Annotated in this window: 15 protein-coding genes and 3 pseudogenes; 9 read left to right on the top strand and 9 right to left on the bottom strand. The window is 63.2% G+C overall.

Annotated elements, in window-relative coordinates:
• Positions 1-137: 137 nt before the first annotated feature.
• Positions 138-1,112 (bottom strand): gfo/Idh/MocA family oxidoreductase, encoded by a 975-nt coding sequence (locus tag GEV05_19380; protein MPZ45508.1) that lies wholly within the window; start codon positions 1,110-1,112, stop codon positions 138-140.
• 39 nt (positions 1,113-1,151) lie between these two features.
• Between GEV05_19380 and GEV05_19375 the strand changes: the two genes are divergently transcribed.
• Genes GEV05_19375 through GEV05_19365 form a run of 3 tightly spaced genes read left to right on the top strand, consistent with a single transcriptional unit; the run spans position 1,152 to position 3,843 of the window.
• A complete protein-coding gene (locus GEV05_19375) occupies positions 1,152-2,159 on the top strand; it encodes a hypothetical protein (protein ID MPZ45507.1) in 1,008 nt (335 codons plus the stop codon).
• An 11-nt stretch (positions 2,160-2,170) separates the two neighbouring features.
• The gene (locus tag GEV05_19370; protein MPZ45506.1) at positions 2,171-2,866 is read left to right on the top strand and encodes a maleate cis-trans isomerase; all 696 of its coding nucleotides are present in this window, start codon (positions 2,171-2,173) and stop codon (positions 2,864-2,866) included.
• A 17-nt stretch (positions 2,867-2,883) separates the two neighbouring features.
• The gene (locus GEV05_19365; protein MPZ45505.1) at positions 2,884-3,843 is read left to right on the top strand and encodes an amidase; all 960 of its coding nucleotides are present in this window, start codon (positions 2,884-2,886) and stop codon (positions 3,841-3,843) included.
• Positions 3,844-3,882: 39 nt separating this feature from the next.
• On the opposite strand, the gene GEV05_19360 is transcribed toward GEV05_19365, so the two are convergent.
• The 3 genes from GEV05_19360 to GEV05_19350 form a co-directional block, all read right to left on the bottom strand.
• The gene (locus GEV05_19360; protein MPZ45504.1) at positions 3,883-4,092 is read right to left on the bottom strand and encodes a hypothetical protein; all 210 of its coding nucleotides are present in this window, start codon (positions 4,090-4,092) and stop codon (positions 3,883-3,885) included.
• A gap of 572 nt (positions 4,093-4,664) precedes the next feature.
• Positions 4,665-5,645: a tripartite tricarboxylate transporter substrate binding protein gene (locus GEV05_19355; protein MPZ45503.1), complete on the bottom strand. Its 981-nt coding sequence runs from the start codon at positions 5,643-5,645 to the stop codon at positions 4,665-4,667.
• A 233-nt stretch (positions 5,646-5,878) separates the two neighbouring features.
• A complete protein-coding gene (locus tag GEV05_19350) occupies positions 5,879-7,180 on the bottom strand; it encodes a zinc-binding dehydrogenase (GenBank protein MPZ45502.1) in 1,302 nt (433 codons plus the stop codon).
• Between GEV05_19350 and GEV05_19345 the strand changes: the two genes are divergently transcribed.
• The 4 genes and pseudogenes from GEV05_19345 (at position 7,134) to GEV05_19330 (ending at position 10,917) form a co-directional block, all read left to right on the top strand.
• Positions 7,134-8,096, top strand: a complete 963-nt coding sequence (locus GEV05_19345; protein ID MPZ45501.1) for an ornithine cyclodeaminase family protein — start codon at positions 7,134-7,136, stop codon at positions 8,094-8,096. The genes GEV05_19350 and GEV05_19345 overlap by 47 nt on opposite strands.
• Before the next feature lie 54 nt (positions 8,097-8,150).
• A complete protein-coding gene (locus tag GEV05_19340) occupies positions 8,151-8,837 on the top strand; it encodes an alpha/beta fold hydrolase (GenBank protein MPZ45500.1) in 687 nt (228 codons plus the stop codon).
• Positions 8,838-8,944: 107 nt separating this feature from the next.
• The gene (locus GEV05_19335; GenBank protein ID MPZ45499.1) at positions 8,945-9,622 is read left to right on the top strand and encodes a hypothetical protein; all 678 of its coding nucleotides are present in this window, start codon (positions 8,945-8,947) and stop codon (positions 9,620-9,622) included.
• Positions 9,623-10,379: 757 nt separating this feature from the next.
• Positions 10,380-10,917: pseudogene (locus GEV05_19330) on the top strand (hypothetical protein).
• On the opposite strand, the gene GEV05_19325 reads toward GEV05_19330, so the two are convergent.
• The 5 genes from GEV05_19325 to GEV05_19305 all read right to left on the bottom strand — a co-directional run bounded on the left by GEV05_19325 (position 10,884) and on the right by GEV05_19305 (position 14,102).
• A complete protein-coding gene (locus GEV05_19325; protein ID MPZ45498.1) occupies positions 10,884-12,041 on the bottom strand; it encodes an alpha/beta hydrolase in 1,158 nt (385 codons plus the stop codon). The pseudogene GEV05_19330 and the gene GEV05_19325 overlap by 34 nt on opposite strands.
• A gap of 9 nt (positions 12,042-12,050) precedes the next feature.
• Entirely contained in the window at positions 12,051-13,013 is a 963-nt protein-coding gene (locus GEV05_19320) for a tripartite tricarboxylate transporter substrate binding protein (protein ID MPZ45497.1), read from the bottom strand.
• Positions 13,014-13,103: 90 nt separating this feature from the next.
• Positions 13,104-13,628 carry a hypothetical protein gene (locus tag GEV05_19315; protein MPZ45496.1) on the bottom strand — a complete coding sequence of 175 codons (525 nt, stop codon included), beginning with the start codon at positions 13,626-13,628 and terminating at the stop codon, positions 13,104-13,106.
• Positions 13,513-13,896: a PIN domain-containing protein gene (locus tag GEV05_19310; protein ID MPZ45495.1), complete on the bottom strand. Its 384-nt coding sequence runs from the start codon at positions 13,894-13,896 to the stop codon at positions 13,513-13,515. The genes GEV05_19315 and GEV05_19310 overlap by 116 nt, the downstream gene beginning before the upstream one ends.
• Positions 13,893-14,102: a type II toxin-antitoxin system VapB family antitoxin gene (locus GEV05_19305; protein ID MPZ45494.1), complete on the bottom strand. Its 210-nt coding sequence runs from the start codon at positions 14,100-14,102 to the stop codon at positions 13,893-13,895. The genes GEV05_19310 and GEV05_19305 overlap by 4 nt, the downstream gene beginning before the upstream one ends.
• A 76-nt stretch (positions 14,103-14,178) precedes the next feature.
• Here GEV05_19305 and GEV05_19300 point away from each other — a divergent pair.
• Both GEV05_19300 and GEV05_19295 read left to right on the top strand, forming a co-directional pair.
• Positions 14,179-14,286 (top strand): annotated as a pseudogene (locus tag GEV05_19300) (type II toxin-antitoxin system RelE/ParE family toxin).
• A 38-nt stretch (positions 14,287-14,324) separates the two neighbouring features.
• A pseudogene (locus GEV05_19295) lies at positions 14,325-14,658 on the top strand (HigA family addiction module antidote protein).
• Positions 14,659-14,723: the final 65 nt, after the last annotated feature.

Genomic DNA, 14,723 nt, shown 5'->3' with positions numbered 1-14,723 from the left:
GACCGATGCGGCCTGCGCTGTTGCCGTCACTGGCCGCACTGGTCACGAAAGAGCGCGAACGCCTCGATGCGCAGGGACGTGTTGATCGAATCCTTTCGCGTCGTCGACTTTTCCTTCATGTTGTCGCGTTGCTGTCCTCAACCCTGGACGCGAACCTTCCCGCCCGACTCCATCGACTCGATCGTCGCTTCCAGCGCCGCCACGGCATCGATCATCTGCTGCGGCGCTATGTGATACGGCGCACCACCGCTGGCGGCATCGGCAAACGCCTCCAGCTCCAGACGCAGCGTGTCCACCGGCTCGAAGGTGAACCGCTCGGGCGCGGCGTCGGTTTTTCGCACGGTAAGCTCGGTCGCGCCGAGCGCCTCGGCAGAGCCTTCTTTGCCGAAGACGTGGACGCGCCAGTACGCCGGCGTCGTACGCACACCACATAGCACGCCGCTCACCCGGCTCGAGAACTCGAGAAACACCGTCAGGCTATCGACGGGCTCGGGCGCCGGCGGATGCGACACCACGTGTGCGTGCACCGCGTGGACTGGACCGGCGACGGCGACGAACGCATCGAGGATGTGTATGCCCGTTGCGGTGAGCCCGCCGCCGGGGGCGTCATCTTCAAACGCGCGCCAGCCCGTGAAATAGCGGCGCGTGCTCTCGTTGCTGAAATGGCCTTCCATATGCAGTATCTGCCCGAGCTCGCCGCTCGCCGTGACGCGCCTCAGGTCCTGCATCGAGCCCCAAAGACGCTTGTCGTGCCCGAGCCCCAGCGCCACTTTCGCGCGCCTGCAGGCATCGACCGCGCGCTCGGCGTCGGCCGCAGTGAGCGCAAGTGGCTTCTCGCAGAACACAGCTTTCCCTACCGCGGCCGCAGCGACGATCTGTCGCACGTGTAGCGAATGCGGCGTGGCCAGCACCACCGCCTGGATGCGCTCGTCGCGCAGCATGTGATCGAAGTCCGTCTCGAGCTCGAGACCTTTCTCCGCCGCATATTCGCGTGCCGATTCAGGCTGCCTGACCACGCATTGAACGAAGCGCAGCTTCTCGCTCTTCCCCTGAACGGCATTGACGAGATTGCGGCCCCAGCGGCCCAGTCCCACGATCGCAGCGTCTATCACAAATCAAAATCCTTCTCTTTCTCCCCGCGCAACAATATCATGTTCGCTGCATCTCATCGGGGGAGATCAAGATGCTTAGCCGTGCCGCAGTGGGTTCTATCGCATTGTTGGCGGGCGCCGCGCTCGCGCAAACGTCCTCCGCTCCGTCGTATCCCACCAAACCCATCCGCATCATGGTCGGTTTCGCCGCCGGCGGAGGCATCGACATCGCCACCCGCATGTACGCGCAGCGCCTGGCAGAAGCGCTCGGCCAGTCCGTCATCGTCGAGAATCGGCCCGGCGCGGGCGGTACCATCGCCACCGACCTGCTCGCCAAGGCGCCGCCGGACGGATACTCGCTCATTATGGTATCGGTCACGCATTCGATCAACGCGAGCCTCTATAAAAATCTGCCTTATGACTCGCTCAAGAGCTTCACGCCCGTTCACGCCTGTCGCGCTCCAGGCAGACGTAATTGCGGTCCACCCCTCGCTCCCGGTGAGGTCGCTGCCCGAGCTGATCAGGCTGGCGACGGCGAAGCCGCGCGACCTGAGCTACGCGCACGCCGGCAACGGCACGCTGATGCACGTGGGCATGGAGCTCTTTCTGTCGATGGCGGGCATCAAGATGCTCGCGGTGCCGTATAACGGCGCGGGCCCTTCGACTGTGGCGGCGCTGGGCGGCCAGGTGCCGGTGCTTTCTACGAGCCTGCCGCCTTCGCTGCCGCACGCCAGGGCCGGCAAATTGCGCATCCTCGCGGTGACAACCGCCAAGCGCACCCCGCTTGCGCCGGAGTACCCGACGGTAGAAGAAACCGCAGGGCTCAAAGGTTACGAAGCCGTGGTCTGGATCGGGCTGCTCGCGCCCGCCGGGACACCGCCTGCGATCGTCAACAGGCTGAACGCGGAGGTCGAGCGTCTGCAGCAAACGCGCGAGCTCAAGAACCTGATGACGAGTCAGGGCACCGATCCATTTCACGCGACGCCTGCCGGTTTCGCAGAGCTCATCCGGAACGACATCTCGAAATGGGGCAAGATCGTGCGAGACACGGGACTCAAACAGGATTAGGGAGCGAGATCGTGCGGTACAAGCTCGGCATCATCGTTCCTTCGTGGAACACGACGATGGAATACGAAACTCAGCGTATGGCAACCGACGGTACGTCGATCCATACGATGCGCATCTCGCACACGGCCGACACGGAGGAAAACGTCATCTGGATGGGAACGCAAGTGCCGTCTGCGGCCAAGCTGCTCGCTCACGCGAAGGTCGACGTGATCTGCTACGGCTGCACGGGCGGCGGCTTTATCAAAGGGCGCGGCTACGACCAGGACTTGACCGAGCAGATCAAGGCGGCAACGGGCATCACCGGAACCACCACGACCGTGGGGGTCACCGATGCGCTGCGGGCGTTCGGCGCAAAAAAACTCTGCGTCGCTTCGCCTTACGAGCCGTGGCTCAATGAGCGGCTGCGCGATTTTCTCGGCAAATCCGGCTTCGAGGTGCTCGGCATCAAGGGACTGGGTACACAGGCACATGCCGCGGTGAAGCCTGAAGAAGTCGAAGCGCTCGTCACGAGCGTCGACCAGCCCGACGCGCAGGCGATCTTCATCAGTTGCACGAATTTCGGGACGCTGGACATCGTCGAGTCGCTCGAGAAGAAGCTCGGAAAGCCCGTCGTCACGAGCAACTCCGCTTCGATGTGGAAGATGATGCGTCTCGCCGGCGACAAGAGCGCGGTGCGGGGCGGCGGGCGGCTGTTCCGCGAGCACTGATCTCGTGCGCCACATCCATGCATGAATTGACCGCCGTCGAAATCACGAAGGCGGTTCGCAGCGGCCGCGCCACGTGCGAAGCGGTGACGCGCGCATGTCTCGAACGCGTCGCCGAGCGCGAGCCAAGCGTGCTCGCGTGGGAATACCTGGACCCCGGGCTTGCGATCGCACAGGCGCGCGCGCTCGCTACACAGACGACCGGATCGACGATCAAGCCGGGCTCGTTCTGCGGCGTGTTCGCGTACAGGCCGACGTTCGGCGACGTGCGCTGCTCAGGCGTCATGGAATCGGCGGCGTCATGCGACGCGATCGGCTTGTATGCGCGCACGATCGAAGACATCGCCCTGCACCGCGACGTGCTGGTCGGCGTCGAGCCAGAGCCGCTCCCGAACAACGTGCCGGCGCCGCGCATCGGTTTCGTTCGCCCGCCACAGTGGTCGAAGCTGGAGCCGTACACGCAAGATCTGCTCGAAGATGCGGCGCGCCGACTCGCGCACGCGGGAGCCAGGGTGAGCGAGGTGGCGGTGCCGGCCGAGTTCCAGCACGCGGAGGAAGCGCATCGGCTCATCACGTGCCGCGAGTTCGTGGTGAACTTCACGCGCGAGATCGAGCACCACTGGGAAGAGCTGAGCGAGGACCTTCGCAACGGCAAAATCAGGACGGGACTTGCGTGCAGCTTTGAGCGTTACCGCGACGCACGCGCGCTCGCGGAGCGCTGTCGCAGCGCTCTCGCGGCGCTGTTCACCGATTACGACGTGCTGCTCGCACCCTCTGCCGTGGGAGAGGCACCGGTGGGCTGGAACACCGGAGATTCGACACTCGCTTCGCCGTGGACGCTCATGCATACGCCTGCCATGAACGTGCCCGTCTTCAAAGGCCCGAACGGCATGCCGGTCGGCGCGCAAGTAATCGCAGCGAACGGCGGCGACCGCAAGCTTTTTGCTGCCGCGCGCTGGATCTACCAACGCCTGAGCTGAGCGCTCCGCTCGCTGGCCCTCGCGAGCCAGGCGATCGGCTCAGGCGAACAGCTTCTTCGGAATCGCGCCGTACTCCATCTTCACGATATTGACGGCCCCGCCGATGCGAAAGTCGACTTTGAAGCTCGCAATCGCATACGCCTGCGCCGCCGTGAGATGCGCTTCGCGCTGCATGAACTCGACCGCTTCGCGCACCGCTTCCTGCAACGCCACGTCGAGGTCACGGACCGCAGCATGTTGTTGCTGGATGCCGAGGAGGTTGTGCGACGGCTGAACCGGAAGCTGACGGGCTGGGCAGAATTACTTCTGCCTCGGCCCGGTGAGCCCGGCCTATCAGCTGCTCGACACGCACGCGTGCCACCGGCTGCGTTGATGGTTGCGCAAGAAGCACAAGGTTGCGAGCAGGGGGACGTCGCGCTACCCCAACGAGTACCTCCATGAAGTACTCGGGCTGGTTCATCTGGCGCCTCGCACCCACGATCTCCCGTGGGGCGGTTAGCAAAAAGGGTGGTTTGAATTTCCTATACGCCCGCGCAACGTTCGGAGCGATCGGCCGGGCAGGCATCTCCTTCGACAGCCCCGTCCTAACCGAGGATATGGAAGTTACCGAGGCCGATTGCGCTCGTGGTCCGGGTTTCCAGTAAGCTCGACCCGGAGCGCACCTTTCCTTATCGACCCTACGCATGGGGAACGCCAGTGGCTGACACCTGGCGGCAAGCTGAATGGGAGCAACATACGCGATGCCCGGCCGTGCTGCCCAGGCCGAGCTCGGCGGCACAGACCGCCGCCGAGTCGTTGCTGCTTCACCGTGCCTTGCTGAGTCAATTACTGTGATACAACCCGGCGCCCTTCACCACCTTCTCCCACTTTGCGGTCTCCGCTCTGAGCCAGCCCGCGAATTCCTCGGGTGTGGTCCCCTGCGGATCGGCGCCGATCGAAACGAGCCGATCGCGAATTTGCGGATCGGCGAGAGCGTGTGCAATGTCCTGCTGAATCTTCTTGACGATGTCCGGCGGCGTGCCGCCTGGGGCCACGATACCGCCCCAGCCGGTCGAGATGACGCGAGGGAAGCCTGTTTCGACCATCGTCGGGGTATCGGGGAACAGCGTCGATCGCTTCGGCCCGCAGGTCGCGAGTAGCCGCAGGCGGCCCGACTTGATATGCGGGGTGACGCTGGCGGAGGGTGCGAACAACATGACGACCTGGCCGCCGACCACTTCGGTGACCGCCGGTGTGGAGCCCTTGTACGGGACGTGCAGCATGTTGAGCCCGGACTCGAGCCGGAAAAGTTCCGCAGTCAGATGCGTCTGGTTGCCCACGCCGAACGACCCGTAGAGCAACTCGCCGGGACGCGCGCGGCCGAGCGCGACCAGTTCCTTCACCGATCGGGCGGGCAGGTGCGGATTCACAACCAGGGTCATCGTGTTGGTAACCGTCTGCGTGACCGCTTCGAAGTCGCGCAACGTGTTGTACGGGAGGTCCTTGTAGACCGAAGGATTGATGGTGAGGAGGGACGTAAAGCCATAGAGCAGGGTGTAGCCGTCAGGCTTGGCCTTGCTGAATGCCTGAACGCCGATGATGCCGTTCGCACCCGGACGATTGTCGACGATCACCTGCTGCCCCCAGGTCTCGGTAAGCTTGGCGGTGATGGCGCGCAAGACCACGTCGGTTCCACTTCCTCCCGGCTGCGGAAGGATGAACCGCACGATCCGGTTCGGGTAGTCCGCGGCCTCTGCGCCTAGCGGCGGCGCCGAAACACCGCCGACGGCGACGGTGATTATCAAAGCGAGCCTCGATTTCATCGCTCGTCTCCCCCAGGGCTGTTGGGTAAGGACCTGCACGCTATGTGACCTTGGTATGTAGCGCTTCGTTTCGTCTCTTCGAACTTGCTGAACCGCCCTGGGTCCCCGAACGACAGTGGCGAGTATGTCACGCGCCTTTACGGATCACGATAAAGTCTCGCCCACGCATCATGGGTACACCGACCGGCCTCCGATAACGCAATCACGGCCCCTGGGGCTCCACACTCCCCGGGTCAGGGGACAAGCACCGCGCGTCCGACGATTTCCTTCGCTTCGAATGCCTTATGCACGAGTACAGCGTCCTCCAGTGGGTAGACCTTGTCGACCAGGGCCTTGATGCGTCCATCGCGTACCAGGGCGAGCGACTCGGCCACATCCCGTTTGCGTGCGGAACGGTTCCCCGTGACGGTGCGCTCCTCGCCAAACACCCAGGTTGGCGTTTCGAATATGCTGCCCCGCGGGAAGTAGCCCATGACCACCAGGCGCCCAGCAGGTGCGAGCGCCGCAAGGCTGGACTGCAGCGTTCCCTTGTTCGCGACGAAATCGAGCACGACATCGGCGCCCCAACCATCGGTATGCTGCCGCACGTGTTCGGACCAATCGGATTGATCGGCGTAAATCACGACATCCGCGCCTGCCTGATGCACAGCTTCGGCCGTGCGCGACGAACGCAGTGACGCGATCACGCGCCCACCACAGGCGCGTGCAGCTTGCACGGCGTGTAGCCCCATTCCGCCGCCTGCGCCGACAATAACCACGTTTTCTGCAGCGCGGATGGCTGCAGTGTGGATGCACGCCTTGACGACGGGTCCAATGGTGTTCGGAATGAGGCACGCCTCTTCGAACGAAACCGAGTCGGGCAGGACGACGCAATCACGTGCAGGCACGCAGACGAACTCCGCATAGCCACCATCCAAGTCCGACCCGATGATCCTGCGCCCGGCGCACAAGGTATCGCGTCCCACCCTGCAGTACCTGCATTCTCCGCAGCTCACGTTGTTAGCGACGACAACCCGCTCGCCTGGCGAAAGACCTTCTACACCGGGGCCGAGATTCGCGAGCGTGCCCGCAATTCCATTGCCCATGATGCGCGGAAGCTTCATCCTCACTTCTCCACCGCGCCGGGACACCATTTGATAAAGATCGACGCTGACCGCGCCAACGCGAATGAGAGCTTCACGCGCCTGTGGTAGCGGCGTCGGTACTTCCTCCAGCTTCAGGTTCTCCGGCGGACCGAAAGCTCGCAAAACGATTGCACGCACTCTGGTGTCTCCTTGTCCCTTCAAGTACTCGTCGGGTTGCTCGAGTATATACTGCGCTTTGCACCCGACATTCGACTCACTTTGAGAATGCCACGTGAGAGAACCGCCATGAGTGGTCGCGCGGTCTTCGTGCGTTTTCCGTCGGGCCGTGGCTGCTCGGCGCAGAATGCCGCACCGAACGTAAAGGCCTTCGTCGTATGGGCGTGAATGGAACGGACCGAAGAGGATGATTCGATATCTGAACGAGAAAGACGTCGAGAGCTTGCTCACCATGCCGCTTGCCTTGCAAGCCGTCGAGCAGGCATTGCATGACCTTGCCAGCGCCCGAGCGGTGGATGTTCCCCGCGTACGTGCTCACATCCCAGCGGGGACGCTGCACGTGCTGGAGGCCGCTGCGCCAGAATTGGGGGTCATTGGTTACAAGGCGTACTACGCGCTTCACGGCAAGGGAACGCGTTACTACATCAATCTGTTCAACAGTAATAGCGGCGTGCTGGAGGCCATCATCGAGGCCAGCTATGTGGGCATGGTGCGGACCGGCGCCGCTAGCGGGGTAGCGACGCGCTACATGGCTCGCGAAGATTCGCGGGTGGTCGGAATGATCGGTGCCGGAAAGCAAGCCGTGGGTCAACTGGAAGCCGTATGCCAGGTGCGCGACATTCGCGAAGTAAGGGTATACAGCCGCACGCATGAACGCGCCCGTCGGTTTTGCGAATCGATGAGCTCGAGGCTTGGGCTGGAAGTCCAGGCAGTGCCTGATGTGGCCGAAGCTATCCGCGGTGCCGACATCATCAACGTGATCACCAAGGCGGCAGACCCGGTCCTCCCTGGTGCGCTGCTCACCGAGGGGCAACACATCAACGCGGCCGGTTCCAATGCGTTGAGCCGTCGCGAGCTCGACGAAGCCGCTGTACGTCGCGCAAACAGGGTAGTCGTCGATGCGCGTGGCACCGCGAGCAAAGAGTGCGGAGACTTGTTGCCAGTGGTGGAGAAGGGCTTCTTTCACTGGGAAAGCCTGCCGGAGCTTGGCGAAGTAGTGGCAGGGCGGGTACCGGGACGAACGACGAAGGAAGAGATCACGCTCTTCGAGTCACAAGGCATGGGGATCCAGGATATTTACGTCGGCGCCAGACTTCTCGCGATTGCTCGAGAGCGCGGCGTAGGCGTTGATCTGCCTATCGGAAGCTGAGGCGTCGTGCAGGGGCGTTCAGGCCGACGGGGTGATCTGCGGCCGTGCGCCGGTATGCGCGGGGGGGGGCTGGACAACTGCAAGGAGATGAACGTCCTGTTCGCCGGCGTCGAGCTCGCGTTGCGGGGCTTCCACACGCTCGCCATCGACGGGCCGGGGCAAGGCGAGTCGCTGCGGCTGCGGAACCATGCATCCCGCTACGACTACGAGGCGGCGGGAACGCCAGCCTACGACTACGTCGCGAGCCGCAAAGACGTCGATCCCAAGCGCGTCGCGATCATGGCCTACAGTGCCGGCGGCTACTATGCGCCGCGGGTCGCCGCGTTCGAAAGGCGGTACGCCGCATGCGTCGCTTGGGGCCCACACTTCGACTACCACGCGGTATGGGAGAAGCGCTGGGCCGCGATGAAAAAGGACTACAACAGCGTGGCCACTTCCCACTTCCAGCTCCCGTGGGTACTCGGCGTGGAGAACATGGAAGTCGCAATGGAAAAGCTCAAGAAGTTCACCCTGGCCGGCGTGGCCGACAAGATTGACTGCCCGATGCTCATCACATGGGGCGACGAGGATAAGCTCACGCCGCGCGAAATCGGGGAGCAGCTGTACGCCGCCGCGGGTTCGCGCGACAAGACGCTGAAGGTCTTCTCGCGCGATACGGGCGGCTTCGAGCACTGCCAGGCGGACAATCGGCAGGTCGGGATCGACCACATCGCGGATTGGCTGTCGGATCGCCTGCTGTAGCGACCGGCGCCTTTGCACACAGCCCGGCATGTCCAGGGCAGGCGTTGTCGCCGGTGCCCGGCATGCAGGCGAAGTAAGCGACAGGAGCGAGGAGGAGGAGGAACGGCATGAAGAAGGTAACGTCAGTCGCGCTCGGCGCAACGCTCAAGGATTTCGCGCCCGTCACGCTTGCGACGATCTCACCGTTCATGCTATTCGTGTCCACCAAGGTTCCCGTGAGCTCGGTCAAGGAGCTCATCGCTTACGCGAAGGAGCGCCCTGGAAAGCTGAACTACGCATCGAGCGGCGTTGCGAGCGGCCTGCATCTCACCTCGGAGCTCTTCGCGCAGGTCGCGAAGCTCGAGCTCGTGCACGTTCCCTTCAAGGGTATCGGGCCGGCGCTCCCCGCGATCGCTTCCGGGCAGATCCACCTCCTGACCTACCCGCCGTCCGGCGCCGCACCACACGTCAAGTCGGGACTCCTCAAACCGCTCATGGTTGCCGGCAACAAGCGCAGCCCGCGTTTTCCGGACTCGCCCACCGCGGCGGAGCTCGGCATGCCGAGTTTCGACAGCATCTCCTGGCACGCGATCCTCGCGCCAGCCGGCACGCCGGCCGCGGTGATCCAGAAGCTTCAGCAGACGTTCAAGACGGCCATTGCTTCGCCTCAGCTGCAGAAAGCGATGGCCGAGATCGACGTGGAGCTCGTCGGCAGCACGCCCGCGGAGCTGGAGAAGTTCCTGCGCTCCGAAAACAAGAAGTGGGGCGGGCTCATTCGCTCAGCCGGCATCAAGCTCGAGCAGTAGCGTGGCGGGGTCGTACGTTCAATTGAAGGAGACGTGGGAGGCGTATCGGAATGGTGACTGAGCTCGAAATCCACAGGCGCGAGCTTGTGCTCGGCGGGAGGTCTTTCGGCGACGCCGGACCCTACGAGAAGATCGTGGGAACGATGCGCTACGCGATCGATCCGGAGCATCCGCTGCATCGCCAGATCACGGACATCCAACGGGCAGAACGAAACGCGCAAAGGCATGTGGAGTTTGCCGGCGACTTCTATCTGCTCAGACCCGCGGAGCCGGGCAAGGGCAATCGGTGCGTGCTCTGGGACGTGCCGAACCGCGGCCGCAAGTCGACCCTCGGGCTTTTCAACAGCACGCCCCGCTCGCCCGATCCGACGACGGATCAGGACTTCGGCAACGGTTTTCTCCTGCGCCGCGGCTATACGTTGGGATGGGCAGGCTGGCAAGCGGACCTTCCGCGCCAGGACGGCGTCATGGCGCTGGAAGCGCCGCGCGCGAAGGGTGTCGTGGACTTCATCCGCGTGGAGTTGCGCCCGCATACGCGTGTCGCGAAGATGCCGCTCGTCATCGGCCTGGGTTTTCTCGCCATTCGCGACGCGGCGGCCTTCCTGCGTTGGGCACCGGCCTCGAGCGGCAACCCGTGCGCCGGGGAGATCGATCGCGCCTACCTCTACGGGCAATCGCAGAACGGCCGGTTCATCCGGCACATGCTCCATCTCGGGTTGGACGAGGACGAGCAGGGGCGAGTGGTGTTCGATGCCGTATGGAACCATATCGCCGGCGCGCGCCGGGGCGAATACAACATGCGCTTCGGCCAGCCTTCGCTGATGTCGAGCCGCTCGCTCGCGATGCTGCCCCCCTTCGCCGATGTCGACCTTTTTGCCTGCGTACGACGGCGCGGCTGGCCGGTGCGCGGATTACGATCGTCATCGATATAGGTTTTGGCGACGCGATCGAACCTGGGATCGAGGAAATCAACCCGCCGGTAATGCTAGATCTTTCCGCACCCCGCCTGCGCGTGTACCCGCGGGAAACGGTTGTAGCGGAAAAAATATCAGGCAATGGTTTTGTTCGGTCTTGCCCACAGTCGAATTAAGGATTTGTGGGAGCGAATTGCCCGAGACACCTTGTCTGCGCGGAGTTTGCTTTCGAGATCTATCGAGATGTATCGGCGGGATGCGGAGTTTTCTGACGGTAAATACTTCTCCTTCAGTGCATTCAGGGATTCAGGATGGGTACCCGAGCGCGCGCTATGCCGGCGCAGGGATCAGAGCTTCTGCACCAGCCAGTCGGCGATGTAGTCGGTGCCCACCTGGCGATTGTCGGCCTGGCAATGCTCGGCGCCCCCGTCGTCTTCACCGAACACCTTGAGCGTCTTGTCGCGCGCGCCGACGGCCGAGTACAACTGCTGCGCCACCCCCAGGGTCGACAGGCGGTCGTTCGCGCCGTGGCAGATCAGCGTCGGGCACTCGATGCGCTCGGCCACGCCGGCCAGAGTGTACTTCTCGAGCTTCACCATCGCGGCGTCCATGTCGGCAACGCCCAACACCCAGGGAACCTGGAAATGCGACGCCGCCATGCTGTTTCCAGGCGCGGACTTCATCGCCTCGCGCCGCTTCACCCAGGTGGCGTGATAGTCGAACAAGGCGCCCCAGGCCACGCAGGCGCGATAGCGCTTCTCGTAAGCGGCGACGCGCGGCGCATAGTAGCCCCCCAGGCTGTAAGCCACGATCCCGATCCGGGCAGGATCGACGTCGGCACGCGCGGCGACGAACTCGTAGGCGGCCGTGCCCGCGAGCTCGTAATCGTATCGGGAGAAAATATTGCGCAGGCGCAGTGACTCGCCCTGGCCCGGCCCGTCGATAGCGAGCGTATGGAAGCCGCGGAACGCGAACTCCACGCCTGCGAACAGCACGCTCATCTCCTTGCAGTTGTCGAGGCCGTCAAACAGCACGATCGTCGGTGCTCGCCCTTTGGCCACTGGTGACTTCATGAAGTAGGCGGCGAGCGCCGTGCCCTCGTACGGCACGTCGACCCTCTCGACGTTTCGATGCCGGCGTTTCAGTCCTTCGTGAGCGCAGCGCAGGCTCTTGCGATAGATGTCGAGCTTCTGCTCGCCCGGCGGCAGCATGCGCTCGCCGGTGTAGTAGTACATGCCGGCGCGCAGATAGTAGTTGCCGGCCGTGGCGTCCCTGCCGTCGGCTGCCGCCGCATCGGCAGTGCGCTCCAGGCGCTCGCCCATGGCCGTCCATTCCTGCCACCAGGCCTCGGGCTCGCTCGATCGCGCGTGCAGGCGCTGGATCACCTGGTCGATCTCGCCTAGCGCGACCGCGCCGTAAGGCGCCATGCCCTTGGTGATCGAGCTCGCGTTCGACCACTGGTAGTTATCCGGAAAGCTGTCGATCCAATTGCCGCGATAGAACATTCGAGACTCCTACTGTATTTTCAGGCCTTGTTCCTCTATCACCTTCACCAGCACGCTCTGCTCTTGCAGCATCTCAGCGCGAAACTGCGCCGGCGTGTTGGCAGCAAGCTCGTAACCGTCGCGCGCCACGCGTTTGACGACCTCGGGCGAGCGCATGATCCGCACGACCTCCGTGTTGATCCTGTTCACCAGCGCATCGGGAAGGCCAGCAGGTCCGAGCATGCCGAGCCAGGTGAGAACTCCTTCGAGCCCGCGCACGCCAGCCTCGGCCGCTGTCGGTACATCCGGCACGGCCGGAGACCGCGACTTGCCGGTGATGGCGAGGCCACGCAGCTTGCCCGCGATCACCAGCGGGTGCGACGTGCCGATGTTGTCGAAGCGATATTGTGCCTCGCCGGCGACGACGGCAAGCTGTGCCGGCGCCGCGCCTTTGTACGGAATGTGCGTCGCCTTGATGCCGGTCGCGGCATTGAACAGCAGCGCAGCGACATGACTATAGCCGCCTTCACCCGAGCTCGCATAGTTCAATTTGCCGTCGTTCGCCTTGGCGTAGGTGATGAACTCGGCCAGGGTGCGCGCGGGAATTGACGGATGGATGATGAGATAGAGCGGGAAGCGTACCGCTATGGAAATAGGTGTGAAATCCTTGATCGAATCGAACGGCGGGGTCGAACGCAGCAAGGGACCAAGCACGTGCCCGGTGTTCGACGTGAACAGCAGGGTGTAGCCGTCGGGAGTCGCCTGGCGAACTGTCTGCGTTCCGATGATGCCGGTCGCACCCGGGCGGTTGTCGACCACGACGGTCTGGTTCCAGGCGGACGTAAGCTCGCGCGCAAGCAAGCGAGCATAATTGTCGGTCGAGCCACCCGGCGGGAACGGGACGATCAATCGTATGGGGCGCGAAGGAAAGTCCTGCGCGCTGATCGTTGGACCGGAGAGAGGCAGTAGAATTGCGAGAATCCAGCGCATCATCGATCGCTACCTTTCTTTCGATGTAAACGGACCGCGTTCGCAGAACGCCGTCTTGCTTATGCCGAATCATCGGCCGCTTCGGGCCGCGTGTCATGCCGCTCGTGGTCGTCCGTAAGGCCTGGTCACCACCAGCGATATCGGAGCGAAATCGCGTTCGAGGTTGTAGGGCAACTTGGCGCGCACCGCCGTCTGCGCCGTATCCGCCGCCGTGATCAGCAGCAGGGTATAGCCGTCCGGGGCCAATGTGACGACTCGTTCGGTTGCGATCTCGCCGCCGGCGCCGGTGCGGTTCTCCACGATCACCTGCTGACCGAGCTCCTCGGATAGTTTTTGCGCGAGGATACGTGCAACGGTGTCCGTCCCGCTGCGATACCTTCTTCCATGGCCGGTCTCCACTGAGGTTGCTGACGACTCGTTCTCAGCATGTAGCTCTGTGCGCCTTGGCGCGCAACCCACGTCGCCGGAGACCGGCCTCCTCAACTCAACACGACCATCGTGTCTAGGCGCCGGCAGCGCGGAAGGCTGCGCCCAACCGCGCCGCCAAGGCGTCGAGTTTCTTGTCCATCGTCCAGAGAAGTGTGTCCCGAGTGAGAAGAACGGAGGCGAGTAACGCAACGTCTACGGCGCCGCAGCCCGAACCATGGAAATGCTCCCTCTCGATCAGGGCAAGTATCTCGTCGGTTGTCGCGCTGACGGTCTGCCGCAGTTTTCGAAGATCGCCGATTGTGCGCTCGCGCGGTGCCGGTGGCGTTCCGCAAGCGAGTTCGAGAACGATGAGCGGATGGCACAACACCTGATCCATCGCGACCAGCGATTGAAGCAATGGATTGGCGCGGCGGAAATGTGCGACCCAGACCGAAGTGTCTGCAAGTATCAGGCTCACGGGGTCGGAGCTTCCGCCGGCCGCCTACGAGGAATGTCCTTCATCTTGGGGGCCTTTCCGCCCAAGTCGGCAAGCCGTTTGCCGGCTTGCACTCGCACGAACACCTTGATCGCTTCGCGAAACAGGTCGCCCTTGTCCATTTCGGGATCAGCGAGCTCAAGCGCTCTCTGATAGAGCTCATCATCGATGGTTACTGTGGTTCTCATGTGCAGCCTCGCGGTCATCAAATGTGATGCATGATAGCATCAAACTTGCCGATACATGGTTACCACTATGAAGCTGCCGGCGAACCGTGGTGAGTAATTGTAGGGCGATCGTCCGGAACAACGGAGCATTCGAGTGAACGACCAGTTCCGCGTCTGCTTCCGCTGGACAGGAAGCGATGCCTAAGACGTCGAGATCGTGGACTACCGCTGAAGCAGAATGACATGGGCAGAAAACTCAAGCCCGTGTCGCCTGGCGAAATGCCTGCCGAGGAAATCCTCAAGCCGCTGGGCATGAGCAACTACCGGCTGGCCAGGGAGATCGGCGTGCCCGCCCAGCGAATCGGCGAGATCGTAGCCGGCAAGTACGCCGTCACCGCGGACATCGATCTGCGGTTGTGTCGTTTCTTCGTCTTTCTGATGGCTGATGGCTGATGGCTGATGGCTGCGGCTGCAGGCTGACTATGACACTGAGGGCGGGAAAGCTGCACTCGTGAAGACGCTGACGAAAATCAAACCGTGGAAGGAAGCGACGGAGCACACGGCAGATGCGCACTGATCCGCTGCGCGACGTTACGGTAAAAAAATCGCGCGAAGGCTTCTACGCGACAATACCTTAGATCA

The organism is Betaproteobacteria bacterium (assembly GCA_009377585.1).
In the GTDB taxonomy this organism is placed as follows: Bacteria; Pseudomonadota; Gammaproteobacteria; order Burkholderiales; family WYBJ01; genus WYBJ01.
The sequence above is the reverse complement of the archived record's forward strand: the minus strand, read 5'-3'. Positions and strand labels throughout refer to the sequence as shown.